This is a genomic window from Desulfosporosinus meridiei DSM 13257, from assembly GCF_000231385.2.
Taxonomy (GTDB): Bacteria; Bacillota; Desulfitobacteriia; order Desulfitobacteriales; family Desulfitobacteriaceae; genus Desulfosporosinus; species Desulfosporosinus meridiei.
The window spans coordinates 2,309,611-2,327,058 of the sequence record NC_018515.1 but is presented as its reverse complement, the minus strand read 5'-3'; the positions used below and the strand labels follow the sequence as shown (position 1 = coordinate 2,327,058).

At 39.4% G+C, this 17,448-nt stretch carries 13 protein-coding genes; 1 reads left to right on the top strand and 12 read right to left on the bottom strand.

Going from position 1 to position 17,448, the window contains the following annotated elements:
- Nucleotides 1–135: 135 nt before the first annotated feature.
- The 7 genes from spoVB to DESMER_RS10645 all read right to left on the bottom strand — a co-directional run bounded on the left by spoVB (nt 136) and on the right by DESMER_RS10645 (nt 8,272).
- Nucleotides 136–1,713, bottom strand: coding sequence for a stage V sporulation protein B (gene spoVB, locus DESMER_RS10680; RefSeq protein ID WP_042333668.1), 1,578 nt, complete (start codon nt 1,711–1,713; stop codon nt 136–138).
- Between the two features lie 303 nt (nt 1,714–2,016).
- Nucleotides 2,017–2,952: a bifunctional helix-turn-helix transcriptional regulator/GNAT family N-acetyltransferase gene (locus DESMER_RS10675; RefSeq protein WP_014903062.1), complete on the bottom strand. Its 936-nt coding sequence runs from the start codon at nt 2,950–2,952 to the stop codon at nt 2,017–2,019.
- Nucleotides 2,953–3,119: 167 nt separating this feature from the next.
- Nucleotides 3,120–3,383 carry a hypothetical protein gene (locus DESMER_RS10670; protein ID WP_014903061.1) on the bottom strand — a complete coding sequence of 88 codons (264 nt, stop codon included), beginning with the start codon at nt 3,381–3,383 and terminating at the stop codon, nt 3,120–3,122.
- A 539-nt stretch (nt 3,384–3,922) separates the two neighbouring features.
- Complete coding sequence (locus tag DESMER_RS10660; RefSeq protein ID WP_014903059.1) at nt 3,923–4,567, bottom strand: cobalamin B12-binding domain-containing protein; 645 nt, start codon at nt 4,565–4,567, stop codon at nt 3,923–3,925.
- A gap of 40 nt (nt 4,568–4,607) precedes the next feature.
- Complete coding sequence (locus DESMER_RS10655; protein ID WP_014903058.1) at nt 4,608–5,927, bottom strand: PocR ligand-binding domain-containing protein; 1,320 nt, start codon at nt 5,925–5,927, stop codon at nt 4,608–4,610.
- 284 nt (nt 5,928–6,211) lie between these two features.
- The gene (locus DESMER_RS10650; RefSeq protein ID WP_014903057.1) at nt 6,212–7,612 is read right to left on the bottom strand and encodes a methanol--corrinoid methyltransferase; all 1,401 of its coding nucleotides are present in this window, start codon (nt 7,610–7,612) and stop codon (nt 6,212–6,214) included.
- Between the two features lie 24 nt (nt 7,613–7,636).
- A complete protein-coding gene (locus tag DESMER_RS10645; RefSeq protein WP_014903056.1) occupies nt 7,637–8,272 on the bottom strand; it encodes a cobalamin B12-binding domain-containing protein in 636 nt (211 codons plus the stop codon).
- Between the two features lie 431 nt (nt 8,273–8,703).
- Between DESMER_RS10645 and DESMER_RS10640 the strand changes: the two genes are divergently transcribed.
- The gene (locus DESMER_RS10640; RefSeq protein ID WP_014903055.1) at nt 8,704–9,597 is read left to right on the top strand and encodes a CobW family GTP-binding protein; all 894 of its coding nucleotides are present in this window, start codon (nt 8,704–8,706) and stop codon (nt 9,595–9,597) included.
- Between the two features lie 113 nt (nt 9,598–9,710).
- Here the strand turns inward: DESMER_RS10640 and DESMER_RS10635 are convergent, their stop codons facing one another.
- From DESMER_RS10635 to DESMER_RS10615, 5 genes are all read right to left on the bottom strand, one after another.
- On the bottom strand, nt 9,711–10,514 hold the full coding sequence (locus DESMER_RS10635; protein ID WP_014903054.1) for a methyltetrahydrofolate cobalamin methyltransferase: 804 nt from the start codon (nt 10,512–10,514) through the stop codon (nt 9,711–9,713).
- A gap of 471 nt (nt 10,515–10,985) precedes the next feature.
- Nucleotides 10,986–12,965, bottom strand: a complete 1,980-nt coding sequence (locus tag DESMER_RS10630; protein WP_014903053.1) for a methyl-accepting chemotaxis protein — start codon at nt 12,963–12,965, stop codon at nt 10,986–10,988.
- Between the two features lie 760 nt (nt 12,966–13,725).
- Nucleotides 13,726–14,856 carry a threonine-phosphate decarboxylase CobD gene (cobD, locus tag DESMER_RS10625; RefSeq protein WP_014903052.1) on the bottom strand — a complete coding sequence of 377 codons (1,131 nt, stop codon included), beginning with the start codon at nt 14,854–14,856 and terminating at the stop codon, nt 13,726–13,728.
- Nucleotides 14,857–14,860: 4 nt separating this feature from the next.
- Nucleotides 14,861–15,778 (bottom strand): GHMP family kinase ATP-binding protein, encoded by a 918-nt coding sequence (locus DESMER_RS10620; protein ID WP_014903051.1) that lies wholly within the window; start codon nt 15,776–15,778, stop codon nt 14,861–14,863.
- A gap of 73 nt (nt 15,779–15,851) precedes the next feature.
- Nucleotides 15,852–17,324 carry a cobyrinic acid a,c-diamide synthase CobB gene (locus tag DESMER_RS10615; RefSeq protein WP_014903050.1) on the bottom strand — a complete coding sequence of 491 codons (1,473 nt, stop codon included), beginning with the start codon at nt 17,322–17,324 and terminating at the stop codon, nt 15,852–15,854.
- Nucleotides 17,325–17,448: the final 124 nt, after the last annotated feature.

Below are 17,448 nucleotides of genomic sequence, written 5' to 3'. Positions count from 1 at the left end.
CTTCTTGTTTTCAGGTCGTAACCCGTGGACAAGCAAACTCATAGTAGCATCAAATTGCCTTGTGCACTTTATGACGGGAGGATGAATGTGTTTCTACCATTTTCAACATAAACAATCCTTGTATTACCGCAAAAATCATCGGCCAATAGGAAACAACATAGCTAATTTTTCTCCAACAAAAGGTATTCTAAGGATAGCCTTGCGCCGAATTACCTTTAAATAAATTAGTATCATCAAATATATCCATATCGATAATAGAAAAGTTATCAAGATTGCCGTCCCTAATCTCAGCTCACTATTATTCAAATAAACGAATACAAGCTTCCCGCCTAAACCCATAGATATTCCCGCCAATAAGATCTTAATCATATCGTAATAATTCACATCAAATCCAATTAATTTTATAACGGAAAAAATGTGCAACAAAGTTTCTAAGATGACTCCTATACATATAGCTAAAATTACTCCATAGATTCCTAGCTTAAGGTTCGCAGACAATGGATAAATCAGAAGAATGGTCATTCCCTTAGAGATCATATTATTAAGCATTGCCGCTTTCGCATGCCCCAATCCTACTAAAGTAGACTGAAGAGGAGTTTGCAGATAGTGAAATAAAAAGAATGGTGCAATGAATTTCAAGAAAGGTGCCGCCTGCGGAGATTTATAGATCAACGTCATCAATTCGTGGGCAAACAGATATAAGAGTGCTGTACTAGGAACTCCAACACCAAGAGCGACACATATTGCTTGAGATAATCTGCGCTGAATTAAATTAAGATGATTATTAGCCTTCGCTTCACTAATGGCTGGAACTAAAGTAACTCCTAAAGACTGGTTGATAAAACCAGGGAAAAATAACAGAGGCATGACAAAGCCTGTTAACATTCCATAGTCTTTGGCAATCACTATAGAGGTAAATCCTGCTATAGCTAAACTCTTAGTGATAATAATAGGTTGAATTGCTTTGGAAACTGAGAATATCAATCCGTTGCCTGTAGTAGGAAGAGCCGTCGATAATAATTCAATGAATATGTCTCTTCCCTTCATTACTTTCTTCCAAATGGGAAGACGAAGCTTAGTTTGGTGAGACAGTCGAAAGGCAATTATTAAATACACTAGAGAGAGAGCTTCACCAAGCACACTGCTAACGACAGCTCCGGCTGCTGCATACTCTATGCCAAGAGGAATCAAACTCTGAACCAAAAAATATGTAAAACCAATTCGGGCAATCTGCTCAATAACTTGAGATAGCGCAAGAGGATTCATTGTCTGCATTCCTCGAAAATAACCTTTAAGGACACCTGAAACTGCAACAATGGGAATGATGGGAATCAAAGCCATGAATGAATAATAAGAGCGCTGATCCGTTAAAAAATATGCGGAACATACCTGACCCAAAAAAACGGATAGACAGACAACTACAATGCATAGGCTTCCTGTAATAGCACAAGCCACAATCAAGATTTTCTTGACCTTAGCTCCATTTCCTTGAGCATCAGCTTCCGCCACTAATCTAGAAATAGCAATAGGTAACCCTATTGTTGTCAGTGTAATCATCAATCCCATTAATGGCATAACCATCATTTTTATGCCTATTCCTTCAGACCCGAGAACTCGGGATTGAACAATTGAATTAACGAGTACTAATATTTTAGTAACGAAGGCAGCTATGGTTAGAACAAATGCTCCTTTTACCAGACTTTGTTTCTTCATATGCATAAACCTTCCTGAATTAGGATTAGGTTTAATGTATATTCAATTATCCGGTCATTAACACCTTATAAGCAAAGGCTTCCATACAAAAAAACTAGGTTTTCTTACTTTCCAAGTAAGAAAACCTAGCTGTCTTCATAAGCACAATCAAGCAATTAGGGATATTGTATTATTTACTGTTTCTTCTCATCTGGATGAGGATCCGGCAGTAAATGGTACTCCTAACAAACCAGGACTACATCTTTATGCCACCTTAAATCTATTTTCCCTAAATATGGAGTGTATTAAAGTAGCTGGATTTCTTTACGGTAAATTTAACTCATAGGTATGTTCAATCAAGTTCTTTCCCCACACCTTATTTTCGTGTTCCGCCACTTTCCTAAACCCGATTTTCATGTACATTTTGATTGCAATCTCTTGGTCATCAGTAGTCACCAGAAATACCTGCTTATATCCTTTCTCCTTGCAGTATTTCATAGCTTCATTTAGCAAGGTGTTTCCCAAGCCAATTCCTCTGAATAGTGGATGGAGGATGAACCATCTTAACTGAGCACGACTCGCAGATTGTCCGACAATAGCAATAGCACCGATCATTACTCCATTCGCTTCTGCAAACCAGAATCTATCCTTTTCTACGTTATAATTATTAAACAAATCAAAAATAGTTTTGCAGACATAGCCTTCAAACATATGGTTAAATTTACATTCTTGAGCATAAATCCAGCCATGCAGATGAATTAAATAGCCCACATCTCCCGGTCTTAATTCATTGCGGATTATAATCTTATCTCTAATTTTTATAGATTTTTCTGAGAGCGCTTTTTCAATAGTTTTCATACTTTCTACGACGCTTTTTTTATCTTCTTCCGGCACACAGCTGATCATTTTATAGATTTGATCGTTCGACAGGTCATCCAACTTTGAAAGAGTATCTTTACCTTTATCTGTAAGGTAAAGATAATATAACCGACCATCCTCCTTGGACTGTACTCTGTATATAAGGCTATCATGTTCAAAGCGTTTTATTATTCTGCTTAGATAGCCCGGATCCATTTTTAGCTCTTCTATTAATTTCTTAGCAGTACAAACTTCCGTATGACCAATATCATATAATACCCGAACTTCGGCAAGCGAAAATTCGCTTTCATATATATGCTTATCCAGTAATCCCAAAATATTAATGTAGAACCGATTGAATCTTCGAATAGTATTTATCAAAGTCATGTATCGGGAACTCAAGATGGACCATCCTCCTCAATTTGCACTTTATAATTATAATATATTGTAATTTATTTGACTTTGTCAACTATTTTTTCAAACAAATAGCGGTGTGTATCTCATTATTTGGAATAAGCCCATTCCCTTCCAAAGGTTTTGAATGTTGGCTAAAGCCGACATTCAAAACCTTAGTCAATCTTCTGTATTGACTTTCCAAACCATTGAATTAATCCACACCTAGTACATACTAAAATAATTGCAGATTTGTTTAACCAATCTAGATTTAAGAAACTAGCACCAGCTGTATTCAATTGAGCAGATCCTTCTTCAAAAATGTCATTTTGACAATGAGGGCAGACAATTTTGATATTAGCAGCCTCATATCGGCTGGGACCTAAAGAACTTTTAAAGGCTTTTGCGCCTCGCTTTATACCTTCTAAGAAATCTGACATTTCCACGCCTCCCTTCTAATAACCAATAAACTATATTTTTATTATCTCGAATTCTTCAAATAACAAGTATTTCTCGAAATTCCAAACTTTTACCAGGCCATATTTCGTACAATCAGGAAACAGATTATTTATTGAGCGTCAAAATTACGGATTACGATATTATCTTGCAATTTTAAAGTCTTAGGACTATTTCTTTTATATATGAAATTCCGTTCTTACTCTATTTCGTTATATTCACGTTAACCTGATATTCGATGTATTGAAATAAGAAGTAGGTTACTATACTAAAACTTGCGATTAAAGCCAAGAAAAGAATTACCCTATGTTTATCTCTAACCCGTATCTTCATTACTAATTTATAAAATATCAGTAATGGTATTACTAAATATATTGCAACCGCAATTGGTAATCTCATTTAACACACCCCCGAACACACAAAAACAAAATAACTAGGAGTCCCCTTCAGTCTAAGTAAAGATTCTCCTAGCTCTATTCTAAGCACATATCGTATTATTCGATAAGCAACATTTATTCAATCATTACTGTACAAGCTGCAATGCTAAATCAACAGCTTTAAACACATCTCCTGCATACCCATCTGCTTTAATTGCCTGGGCAAAATCCTGGGTCGCAGGATTACCGCCGATTATTATTTTAACACTATCGCGAAGCTTATGACGTTCTAACTCCCCGATTGTTTCAGGTATCATGGGTAACGTCGTCGTAAGCATTGCAGACATGGCCAAAATATCCGGATGATGTTCGTTTACTGCTTCTACAAACTCCTCTGTTTGAACGTCTATACCCAAATCAATTACTTCTAACCCCGCGCCACGAAACATCATGACGATTAAATTTTTGCCAATATCGTGCAGATCTCCAGCTACAGTCCCTATAACCACTTTACCAAGTGAGGAGTGCTGTGATTCCGAAAAAATAGGTTTCAATACATGCAAGCCTGCATGCATTGCCCTGGAAGCTATAAGTACATCAGAAATATAAATTGTATTGTCTCTAAATTGACTGCCTATCGCTTGCATACCAGGCAGTAGGGCATGTTGAAAAATCCTTTGCGCATTGACACCATTTTCAATAGCCAAAAGAGTCAGGGTCTTAACTCGGTTGGCTTGCCCTTTAATCAAAGCTTTGGTGATTGATTCTAATTCCAATTCTGACCTTACCATACTCCCTCACTCTCCTTAGTATGTTAGTCATCAAGTGTTTTTATAAAGCATGTTGTTTAAACCGACTGGGTGTAACTCCCTCAAGTTTTTTAAAGACTCTGGTAAAGTATCCAGGATCTTCAAACCCGCTTTCTTCAGCAACTTGCATCACGTTATATTTGGGGTTTTTCAGCATAGTTTTTGCTTCCTCCACCCGAACCTGGGTCAGATATTCCATTAGAGTACAACCCAAACCTTGTTTAAAGATTCTGCTTACGTAGCAGGGGCTTAAATAAACAGCCTGGGCAATATCATCGATTGTCAGTTTATTGCGATAATTATTCCGAATATACTCAGCAGCCTTCTGGATTGCTTGCAAGTTCTTTTGATTTTTATTGCTCTCTAAGTAGCTCATATAAGACTCTAACATTTTTTTGGTCCACAGGCACAGTTCATCTGATGAAGGAATATCATGCAATTCTTGATAAAATATGGCGTTTAGCTGCAGCACCTCACTTAGTTCAGCTCCCCCATCCACTGCTGCCCTCGATATTATAACGACGAGCTCCATAACTCTTGTCTTCAGTGTATCTAAATGATTAGAGTTTTTGGCGAATATATCTACCAATATTTTTTCTAGAAGTCTTTCAGCTGCTCGTTTTTCTCCGTTTCGCACCATGGTCCTAAGTTCTTGCTCTTTTTCTAAGGAATTTATTCTGTTGGTTCTAGATTCAATTGTACTCATAGCAACTTCTGCCCGTTTGCGCGCTTGAATTTCTTCCGCTAATCTGGCTTGTTGAGCGGCGATTTCCCTTCGTTGCTCTAAGACAGTCATTCCACTTTGCATGACTTGGTTAGCTACAACGAACAACAAGTCAGCCGCCGCTTGCACCTTGTCACTAGACATAATCTCCAGTTGAGAGGCTGACCATTTGACAGCAGCTATATCTATATGAAGCCCCTTTACCATTTCCTCTATCTCTTCCAGAAAATAGTCCTCTGGTTCCCACATAAGAACCTGTCCGCAAATGATTGATCCTACGTATCCATCTAATAAAATAGGTGCTGCCCACATGATCAGACCCGCGTGACACCGAAAAATATAGGGTTCTCCATATTTCGAGGCCTCAATACAAGCTCGGGCATAAGAGCGCTGACACTTTTTAGCACCATTGCTATCCGATTTTATCATTTGGCAAAAATCGCAGTCCTTGATAGCATGATCAGTAGAGATAAGCGTATTTCCTTTGTTGTCAACGAGAATTGCCTTTAATCCCGTTGACTTGGAAAATGAACACAGCATTTTGTCTAAAAGGTCTCGCCCAACTAATTGTTCAAGCCATTGTACCTTTTTGTCTTGATTAACATCACTATGATTCACATTACCACCTCCAAATCCAGTTTACACGTATCTGAGCAAATACTTATTCATTCAACTCTTGAATACAAGTTTTTTTGGAAGATAATGCAGATTAAGCAAATATTCTATTAATATTATAACACAAGTAAAGATTTCCTTTTACCTTTAATTAAAAAAAACTCAAAGGGGCACTCTTATCTTCGGTACAAAGGGTAAATAACCAAAGATAAGGGTGCCATTAACTAATTAACCTGTCAGTCATTCATATTTGGTAAAATATTTGTAACGTTCACCTTGCTAGTAAATTATTTTGCCGCAGAGTCGATGTTAAAATCGTACTTTGCTGGGTCGAATTTATCAATAGTACTATTTTTTAGCATCATTTTTGTAAATTCAGCTTCATCATCAGGAATAGATTTTAATTGTTTTTCCAATATATCTAAGTATTTTAATTCTTTAGCATCTAATTGCAGTAAACCATCTTGGAAAGCAGAGCGCAATTCTTTAATAGTAGCAGAAGCGGCAATTTTTGTTCGTTCAAAGTGAGTTTTTCCTTGAACAATCTCTTGGCTGATCTTAAGTACCACTTTAGGGTCTAGGACATACGCTTGAGGATCATACATTCTATCCGATTCAGCTAAAATATCCCTCATTTCCAGAGCAGAGCCTCGAGAGGTTGCTACGTTCATGATTCTACAATCATAGATTAGCTGTTCAATGTAGACAGTAGGAGCCATTCCGCCTAACAATCTGACATTTTCTACAGACTCATTACTCCAGCAGTCCGCTAAGCAAGCAGCAATATTTCCAACTGAACTTGAGTGAGCACAAGCCGCCGTTCTTCCTTCCATAGAAATGGGTGTTCCTGTGATTGCCTTAAGGTAGACACCTTCATACCCACAATCCTTATCAGGTCCGATAGCACCACGCTCTACGGCAACTAATGTTCTGACAGCACACATAACCCTGTCAATCGCTGCAAAGACCTTCGGGATAAAATTCTTGTGTGCCATGACCATAGAAGTATTAGCAAAGCCGCAAGCAGTATCACCGGAAGGAATGCAATTTGTTTCAGCAGCGATCTTGACAATTTCATCCCATAAAGTGATCATATCTCGGCATCCTACTACCCCTAAAGAAAATAAAGCTTTAGGCAGGTCACAGTTCATAACTGCCTCATCGTGGAGGTGCTTTCCACCAATGGATTCAATGGCCAAGAAGTCAGCCCCGGCTTCAGCACACCCTCTGAAGGTATTAACAACATTATCCCAGTGTTCTCCCTTGTACATATGAGTAAGGGTTTTTCCTTCACGAACATCTACAACAGTCATCCTCAAGAGACTTTTCAGGCCAAACTTTGTATAATACTCGTTCATGACACCTTTAACAACCTTAGTGACATCAATCCCCCATTGAGGATTAAAGGTACACGGAGGAAGCAGTTCTATCTCAATGATAATCCCTGGCGAATGAAGCTCATGGGCTTTTGAGCAAATCCCGTGAATCATCTCTTCGTACTGGGATAGTACTTTGGGCATAGTTTCTCTGTCAATTAACATGGTAGGCAAGGTAAGATTTACCTCCGGATAGACAGTACCTCCACCTATGACCATACCATTGCTGCAAACGACAGGCTTTTTAGCCTGACCATATATAAATTCATTCAAGTCAGTATAAGCAAGTTCAGTAAATTGAAGATTAGCCACAATATTCCCTCCCCTTGATAATATTTAAGAAGCCAATAATTTAGCAACTAGTTCAACTGCAGCAGCAGCATCCCCGGCATATCCATCTGCACCAATTTGATCGGAAAACTCTTGAGAAATAGGTGCACCACCAATAATAACTTTAACGTCATTGCGCATACCTTGAGCAACACATTCATCGATGGTTGATTTCATGGACAACATTGTGGTTGTTAACAAGGCGGAAAGTGCTAATACCTTGCCGTCATTTTCTTTAATAGCCTTAATAAACTCTTCGGGAGAAATATCAACTCCTAAATCAACCACTTTAAATCCTGAGCATTCGAGCATCATACCGACTAAGCTCTTGCCTATATCATGCAGATCTCCTTTTACCGTTCCAATGATAACTGTACCCCTATTGGTCATTTCACCACCTGCCAGTAATGGCTTAACCAATTCGATACCATCATTCATGGCGCGAGCCGACATCAATACTTCTGGTACAAACATATCATTAACCTTAAAACGTTGTCCAACGACATTCATACCTCCGATAAGTCCTTGATTAATGATTGCTAAAGGATCAACCTTTGCATTGATGGCTGCATTAACTTTTGCCTGTACTTGGTCGCTGTCACCTTCAATGACAGCATTGCTTAATCCAGAAAAATCAAACATTATATATCCTCCTCTGTATACGTTTCTTCACTGTTGGTTTAAACTCATGGTTCAGTCAGTTAGGCTTGCAATAGGAGATTACCAAGTCACTAATTAAATAGTTGATTCCTTTTCACCTCGCTCTAATTCTTACTCCAGAATGATTTTAGATGTTTGAATGTTCTAAATGTTTTGACTGTTATCATGTTATTATTGTAGTCTTTTCAGGACTTCCTTTACCATGGACTATTTTGTTATATCTTGATAAATCTTTCCCTGTTCTTTTGAGTTTGTTTTAATGAAAACTGAGAAAATGGGACTATCTAACCCTGTAAATCTAATCGAAATGTCCCCATTAATACAGAATAATCCATGGTATAGTTGTGCAATTATCATTACGCTTACATCAATGATAATTGATGCTATTTTGGGATTATAGGAGGATAAGATAAATGGTTAAATTTGATATTGTTTCTGGATTTTTAGGAGCCGGTAAAACAACTTTAGTAAAAAAGATCCTACATTCACTGGATACCTGTGAAAAAATCGTCCTTATAGAAAACGATTTTGGTGAAGTCAACGTAGATCGAGAGCTGCTGGAAATCGAAGGGTTCGAAGTTTACGAACTATCTAATGGCTGTGTTTGCTGCAAGCTTAAAGGAGATTTTTTGCTTACTCTTAAAAATCTATTAAGTCAGAAGATCGATCGGATTATTTTCGAACCCTCCGGGATCTTTGTTTTGGAGGAGATCCTTGACGTCTTTAAAGACTCTGAAGTCTCCGGCAAATGTTTTATAAACTCAGTCACCACTGTCGTTGATGTGCAAAACTTTTCAAAGAATATTCAGGGCTACTCAGAATTCTTTAAGAACCAAATCCGCCATGCCTCATCCTTGGTGCTAAGTAAAGTACAATTTGTAAATGACTACGAGCTTACTCAAGTAGAGAACTCATTAAAATCACTCAACGAAACTGCCCAGCTTGTCACTAAAGATTGGGCACAATTATCGACGCTAGATATAAAAGAATTAATCAATGGTAGTTGTGAGTGTGTATTAAATAGTTCTAAACAATATTTAAGCCATAACTTTGACTCCCTAGGACTTAAAACTACAAAAACCATAAGCCTTGATCAATTGAAAAGCATCTTGGAAAAGTGTAAAAATGGTCATTTTGGAGCTCTTATTCGAGTTAAAGGTATTATTAATTCGGGGAGTCATTACCTCGAGTTTAATTATGTTGCCGGAGAATATTCAATCATGGCAGTCAGCGAAGTTGCAGACGGAATTGTAAGTTTTATAGGTAATGGTTTAGAGAAAGAAGCTTTGGCTTCAGCTTTTGTTTAACTTGATTAGCTGAAGGAGTTCGCTCTCGCCAACAAGTCTGAAAGAAATGGGCCGTCAACAAATTCAATTTTGTTACAGCCCATTAAATCTTTCTTTGATTATGACATGCAAAACTAACCTAAGAAATCGAATTTCTTGTTGCGATAGGCCTTGAGATAATTAACACAGTAGTTATCCCGACCGGCTAGAGCCTCTGCTGTAACTAAACTGGCCATCATCATCTTATCCAAGGGGTTGATAATTAAACCATCTAAGCCTTTACCAATAGCCATAATGGCAAAGGCTTGGTTCATGAATTTCCGAACCGGCAGCCCATAGGATACATTGGATAATCCACACATGGTATGTACCCCTTTAAAGCGCGTCATAATTGCTTCAACTGAATTTATAAATTCTACAGCAAAGGTATTATTCGTCGAGATTGGCTGCACTAAGGGGTCTACATAAATATTGTTTAAGGGAACATTATTTTTAACAAGTCCTTCAATTAGTTTCTCTGCTATTTTCAACCGAGCATCCATGGTTTCAGGCATTCCTTCATCACTCATACATAGTGCTACAACCTTTAAGTCTGTTCCGGCAACTACCGGGATTAAAGCATCATATCGTTCCTTCTCCAGGGAGATTGAATTTATCATAGCCACTCCTTTATGCACAGACAAGGCAGCATCAATGGCTTTGGGATCCGGACTGTCAATACAGCAAGGTGCATCGACTACTTCCTGCACTGTCTTAACCAACCACTGCAGGTATTCAGGCTCTTTGCCGACAAAAATCCCCGCGTTCACATCAATATAATCTGCTCCTGCTTCAAACTCGTCTTTTGCTACCTTCTGGATATAAGCAGCATCTTGTGCTCTGATCGCCTCCCCTATGGCCTTGCGACTAGCATTAATTAACTCGCCAACAACTAGCATTTTAGTTCCTCCTCATCTTTGTTTAGCATCCCGTTGACCCGTACATGCTTAGATTTGCTTTTTCACACCCTCAACTTCGATTAATATAGTTCACACTCTTTTGAATTCTGTTGGTTTTTATAATTTTAGTCATTAATTGTCCATTATGATAGGGATTTTTTTGCTTATTATTGAGCTATTCTAACTAATATGTCTAAATCCTTATTTACACCTTTATAACGATTTCTTCATTTCCTATGATGTTTCCCACCGTCATACACCGGGTTTGGTTGCGGAAGGTATTATATTCTTTCTTGGTTTTACATCCCTTCATTTCACTTCTATACAATTGAAAACATCGAAGCAAAAGCGGTCTTTTCCACTCTCGACAGTGAAAAAAGACCGCTTTTAAGAAATAACCATTTAAATTTTTTGGAGCCAAGTTTTCATACGGCCCTTTTGAGAAAATGTAACAATATCATGTAATCGACTTTACAATTTAAACATGGCAACACTTGTTTGAAATTCCATCGCCATTTTAGCTAGCTCGCTAGATGCCCTTCGTATTTCCTCCATGGAAAAACTTTGCTCTTCTGCCCCAGCTACGACGCCCTCTAAATTACTAGCGATCTCTTTAGGGATATTCGCTACCTCCATTACTGAGTTAACAATTGCTTCAGTGCTTGTACTAACTTCACGTACTACATCTACTACAGTTTTAGTTAACAACGAAAAATCATTGACACCTTGTACAATGTCTTTGAATGCTTCCCCGGCGGAATTAACCATAGAAATACCTTCATTGACTGCTAAAGAACCATCGTGCATAGTCTGTACAGCGTTAGTCGTCTCGTGTTGAATCTCATCGACTAGACTACGAATTTTACCTGCTGCATCACTGGATTGCTCCGCCAATTTCCGTACTTCATCGGCAACTACTGCAAACCCCCTACCTTGTTCGCCGGCTCTGGCTGCTTCAATGGCAGCATTTAGAGCTAACAAATTAGTTTGCGAGGCGATATTTGTGATTAGCGATACTATTTGCCCAATTTCATCAGATTTGCCACCTAACTCATTAACTACCTTTGAAGCTTCGTTTACTTTAGTACCTATTGACTGCATCTGATTGATAGCTTTTTTAACGACGTTATCTCCTGATGCTGCTATTTCAGAGGTTCTAAGTGACCCTTCAGTTACTTTTTGGATATCTCTAGTTATTTTCTCCATATGCATAGAAACTTGTTTAGCCGAACCAGCTGTGGCTTCTACCCCTGATAATTTATTGTTTACACCATCGGACACTTCTTGAACTGAAGATGCCATTTGTTCAGTTGATGCACTAACTGAATCTGCACTAGCGGTTAACTCTTCCGCTGAAGCAGCCAATTGTTGAGAGTTATTAACTATTCCTACTAGGATCACTTTAAAATTCTTCACCATAACATTAAACGTATCGGCAAGTTGGGAACTCTCATCTTTCCCCACGACCTCGATCTCAACAGTCAAATCACCCTCTGCCACGGATTTGGCTTTGTTATTTAGAGTTTCTAATGGCCTAGTTATTTTACGAGCCATTAGAAATGTCACGCCAACTACAAGCAGGACTAACCCAAATGTTAACATGCTAAATAGCAATCTTAAATCTGCCAAAGGTTTATTAATCACATCAACTGGTATTGATATAGCTAGTGTCCATCCCGTTGAAGGAACAATATCATACACAAGCAGCATATCTTGCCCTTGGTAAGTATAGTTTTTTATTCCTAGCTTTTCCCCCAAAACATCTTTTAGGATCACAGACATATCTTTCAGCTTAGGATTCTCAAAAATGTTTGTAGATACGGCATCCACATCTGGATAGGCTAATAAAAACCCCTTCTTATCTACTAAGAGGGCGTTCCCTTCACCATTCAAATTTAAAGCACTAACGTTTGCCACCAGAGTTTTTAATAGTATATCCTGACTGATTACACCACTTGTTTTTCCTGTTGTATCTTTTATTGGCATCGCAACAGCCACAGCCATCTCTTTTGTCACTTGATCTAAATAAGGGTCTGTAAAGACTAACTTGTCTTCTTGAGTCGCGCTCTTATACCATGCTCTTGCACGAGGATCGTAATCTTTTGGTGCTACCCAACCACTGCCGTCGATCAACTTGCCGGATTCCGTTCCTACATATACATCAGATAGTTCTTTGTCAGCAACTTTAAATCCAGCTAAATTGTTAACAGATGGCTCTTGGTCTCCAAGTGAACTCTTGAGTGTAGCAGCCGTCATTTCCAGCATCTTAGCCTTGCTTATCAGCCATCCATCTAATTTGTTAATCCCGGAAATCTCTGTTGCCTTCAATTCATTTTGAATACTCTGCTCAACCTGATTCTTTGTGAAAGTGTAACCTGCAACTGATGATACAGCAAGAATAATAACGGATAATAACGAAAAAATTGCGATTAACTTAGTTTTTAGACCCATAAACAAGAGCCCCTCTTTCTGATTCTCACTTTAAGCGTGCTAGAGTAATTAAATTTAATATTGCACCTGAACTTCTCATATGTTGAATTGTAAATATAAGTAAATTAATATTTTAAATTGAATGGTTATAATTAATGCCTTTTAATAGAACCCTATGAACGTTTAAAGGTATAGAAATTCAAATAAGCTCCTTACTAGTCTGATATAAACATATCTCTCTACTTGTTAAGGTCTAATTTTAACCTTATATCAATAAACTGCCCCCCCTCATGCGCAATATAATTAAAACTAGCCCTTCATAACATCCCAATAATATCCGGGATGTTGATGAAGAGCTCCATTGCCCAAGTTACTAATAAATTATATTATGGCTTTTTTCTAAAAGGAGATAGTCGGTCTTCAGTTATCCAGTCCTTACTATATTTCATTTCCTAAAGGCACTTTCAACTAAGTTCCGCTATATACCATTATATCCTTATTTGTAGTTATATTAATTCGACATAGTTCGCTAATTTCCTTCTAATATTGAAATTTATAAGTTTATTTTTATATTTAGAAGACAAAGCTAGTCTGTTATTTATATTCCGACTACATTCATCTATTTTTCACTTGGAAGTTTTTCTAATGTTGCTACTTTCTACTCCCTCTCAACTAAAACCAAAATGCTTTGGAGACGCCGCAAAAAACACTTCCATTTGGAAGTGTTTTTACGAAGTTATTTTTTATATTGAAGGTTTTTAAATATATTATCAATAATTTTTTAAATTAAAATGCCATTACCACAGGATAATCCAATCCAGCTCTTCAGTTCAGCAATTAAGCGTTGCATAACTGAGATATCCTTAATCGCCACCCGTATAAAATTACCAGGCAGGCCGGTAAAACTGGCACAGTTGCGCACGAGGATCCCTGAGCGACCTAAATGTTCGATTAATTTTTCAGGAGGCTGGTCTAAAACTTCAATCAAGGCGAAATTAACCACAGTCGGCCAGAGCTTTAGATTTAAAAACCCTGCCGACTGGAACTCTCTATAGAAATACTCTCTGCTCTCCTGCAGTTTGCCCCTTACCTCATCAGGATACTTTAAATCCTCTAATGCCGAAATTCCGGCATGCTGAGCAAGTACATTAACAGACCATGGATCACGATACTGCTCAAAGTCAGCAATTAGCCTTGGCTGGGCAAAAACGCTGCCCAGACGCAGCCCCGGTAAACTATAGAACTTGGTTAGAGAATAGAGAACCATAAGATGCTCGTTGGCAGTTAAATAATCGCGAGCAGACCAGCGCTCTGCATCCGGAAGAAAATCAACGAAGGATTCATCGAAGAGAATTCGACAGCCAATTTCTTGGCAGAATTCTAGAATTTCCTCAAAGGTTTCTTTCTCCAGGACAGTCCCGGTTGGATTATGAGGGGAACAAAGAAAGAGCAAATCACAATCCTTGAGAACATCCTTCCAGATCTGTTGCTTACAATTAGCTTCAGACAAATGTCCCTTCTTATCCGTTTGATACTTTGCCCAGCCCTCCGGGCCCAGAGGAATGTATTGAACTTCAGACCCGGCTGCTCGGGCAGCTCGTTCGTATTCACTGAATGTCGGAATAGGAATCGCCACTCTCCGGGGCTTTAACGCCTGGACAATGGTAAAGATTAGTTCGCCGGCTCCGTTGCCTACCATAATTGTTTCGAAAGGCTGATTAAAGTGTGTTGCAAGACTCTTCCTCAACCCAATACTCTCCGGATCCGGATAGTTTACAATATCCTTCATACCCTTTTCTATAGAAGCCCATACTCCAGGTGGAGGTCCAAAAGGGTTTATATTAGCGGAGAGATCAACAAATGACTCCAAGCCATAGATTTCTTTGGCTCTGCGGAGATTGCCACCGTGCATAGTATCACCCCGTATTCTCTGTAATTTCGATTTTATTGGCGACAATTCCGCCGGAATGACTATGGAAGATGTCCAAATAGGCAGGAGTAAATCGTTGTTGAGCTTCATTTAGTAAGCTCCTACAGACATCCTGATTTAAAGCTCCACTTGGGGGAAAAACTCCTGCTAACAATGTACCACTATGGGCAGTGACAACGCCAAGCCCGCCCTTTTGCAGAACCCAGGCTAAAAAAGGATGGAAGAATGATTTATGATTAATTTCTAAATTGCACTGAGCGCTGATAGTTCCGGCTCTTGCCAATTTTTCTAAGTCACCCTGCTTGATTCCTTCACAGGCTAATTGATACGCACTCTTAATTGCGCTCTCCTGACACCGATAGTGTTCAGAAAGCTCCGGACGAGCGTTAAAGACTTTCGTGTCAATGGCCCCGCCCCAATCTAAAGCTAAGAACAAAGCCGGCACAGTGGGTCCCAGTAATCGATGGTTATGCCCTTGAACATGTTCTATTTCCGTAATACCCGGAAACATCACACTATCGCTGGGTTCAATCCGGAGAGCAAAATCAGCCAAACGTTCCGAGTCAGGTTCTTCGCCCAGGGCAACCAAAGCAGCTGCTGCCACAGCAGTAATATCTGCCGTTGAGCTGGCCATCCCTTTTCCTTCCGGAAGCTGAAGAGAGAACTCAACCTTGCCCCCTAGCCTAGGCAGACCTAAACTTTTTTTGAGCAATTCCAAGACTTGGAGTGCTTTTACTTTATTAAGGGGCAGATCCCAGCCAGTAGTATTCAAGTTTAATGTCACTCTTGCTTCCGAAAATCGATCAATGGGACAATCAATAAGAAATGGAACTCCATCTCTAGCCCCTTGTACCCATTCTCCACATGTTCCCGGACAACGAGCTAACCCGACTGCGAAATCCATTAATATTCAATCCCCCTATGACTTTTAACCCCTTTAGAGAAAGGATGTTTCAGCATGTTTAGCTCAACTATAATCATACCTCTGTTCTCCAGGGACGGAAAGCAAACCAATGTTCCAGTAACTCCGGATGTCCCGAAAAATGAAGGTGCAAATAAGAAGCGACTATGTTGTCTCTAGCATATCCTTCTAGACGATCCGCTTTATCTCCTCTGAATAATTCATAAGCAGGAGGATACTCCTTTTCATAGATGACTCGAGAATAGTGAAATTCATGCCCTTGAACAGTGGTTCCATCAGGGCCGAGAAAATTACCCTCACGAAAGACACCTTTTCGATAGCCAATCCCTTGTAAACGCTTGGTCATCTCAGCCTTCATGGGAATGATCCCGGCCATTGGCAGCTCATTTCCTTCAAAATCCGTAATCGACTTGCCGAGATACATGTACCCTCCACATTCAGCATAGATTGGTTTACCACTGGCGGCAAAGTCCTGTAATGATTTTATAAACGACTTATTTTGACTTAACTGTTTGAGATGCAGCTCCGGAAAACCACCGCCTAAGAAAACCCCATCCAAATCTTCGGGGATAGAGTGATCGTGTAAGGGGCTAAAAGGTACTATGCTGGCATTCAAATCTACAGCAAGATCTAAGGCGTCTTGGTAGTAAAAGAGAAACGCCTCATCCCAAGCTAAGCCTAACCGAAACTTATTACTAGTTTCTTGTCTCTGGATATTTGGATAGATTATTTCATTATTTGTAGTTGAAACAGACACTTGTTCTGGGTCAATAATATTCGGCTTATCGGAAGGATCCAGAATATGATCCTTTTCTATTTCAGGTAAAGATGATTGTTTAAATTCGGGGGCATCCAGCATGATGCTTTCAACCAGATCCAGGTCAACATGTTTAGTTATCAGCTCAGAAAGTGTATCGATAAATCCTTCTAAGAGTCCGCCTTCCCCTACCGGAACTAACCCTAGATGCCGTTCAGGCAGCTTAAGGGATAGTTCTTTGGGTAAAACTCCAAGGACAGGTATTCTAATTTCACTAAGGGCTTCTCTAAGAATTGCTTCTTGGGCAGAGGACTTAACCCGATTAAGGATCACTCCTCGAAGCTTAACTTGAGGGTCGTACGTACTAAATCCATGAACTAACGCTGCAACACTGCGAGACATTGAGGAAGCATCGACTATAAGAACGATGGGAGCGTCAAGGAGTTTTGCCACATCAGCAGTGCTCCCAAAGCCCGCGGTTCCACTCATTCCATCATACATTCCCATGACTCCCTCAATCACCGCCCAACGTTCCTTGGCAGTCTGAGCAAAGACGGAAGGCAGGCTCTCCCCCAACAACCAGCGGTCAAGATTGCGGGAAGCCCTTCCCGTAGCCGCCTTATGATAACTGGGGTCTATATAATCCGGTCCAACCTTATACCCTTGGATTGGGCGTTCCCGCTTTTTTAAGGCTGCCATTAAACCCGTTGCCAGGGTTGTTTTCCCCACTCCACTATGAGTTCCTGCCAGGACAATCCGTGGAATCTTCATGCTTAATCCCCCCCAACTCGATGTTCGTGGTTCGATATTCGTAGTTCGTGCCATTATACTGAATTTGCTTAGAATGAAAAATAGGGGCGTTTGGGTGCAGATTGTTCAGGTTGTTTTTGTAGGA

What these genes read in the sequence shown, in the direction of transcription:
- spoVB (WP_042333668.1), bottom strand. Translation starts at nt 1,713, where the DNA reads ATGAAGAAACAAAGTCTGGTAAAAGGAGCATTTGTTCTAACCATAGCT.
- DESMER_RS10670 (WP_014903061.1), bottom strand. Translation starts at nt 3,383, where the DNA reads ATGTCAGATTTCTTAGAAGGTATAAAGCGAGGCGCAAAAGCCTTTAAA.
- DESMER_RS10660 (WP_014903059.1), bottom strand. Translation starts at nt 4,567, where the DNA reads ATGGTAAGGTCAGAATTGGAATTAGAATCAATCACCAAAGCTTTGATT.
- DESMER_RS10645 (WP_014903056.1), bottom strand. Translation starts at nt 8,272, where the DNA reads ATGTTTGATTTTTCTGGATTAAGCAATGCTGTCATTGAAGGTGACAGC.
- DESMER_RS10640 (WP_014903055.1), top strand. Translation starts at nt 8,704, where the DNA reads ATGGTTAAATTTGATATTGTTTCTGGATTTTTAGGAGCCGGTAAAACA.
- DESMER_RS10635 (WP_014903054.1), bottom strand. Translation starts at nt 10,514, where the DNA reads ATGCTAGTTGTTGGCGAGTTAATTAATGCTAGTCGCAAGGCCATAGGG.
- DESMER_RS10630 (WP_014903053.1), bottom strand. Translation starts at nt 12,965, where the DNA reads ATGGGTCTAAAAACTAAGTTAATCGCAATTTTTTCGTTATTATCCGTT.
- cobD (WP_014903052.1), bottom strand. Translation starts at nt 14,856, where the DNA reads ATGCACGGTGGCAATCTCCGCAGAGCCAAAGAAATCTATGGCTTGGAG.
- DESMER_RS10620 (WP_014903051.1), bottom strand. Translation starts at nt 15,778, where the DNA reads ATGGATTTCGCAGTCGGGTTAGCTCGTTGTCCGGGAACATGTGGAGAA.
- DESMER_RS10615 (WP_014903050.1), bottom strand. Translation starts at nt 17,324, where the DNA reads ATGAAGATTCCACGGATTGTCCTGGCAGGAACTCATAGTGGAGTGGGG.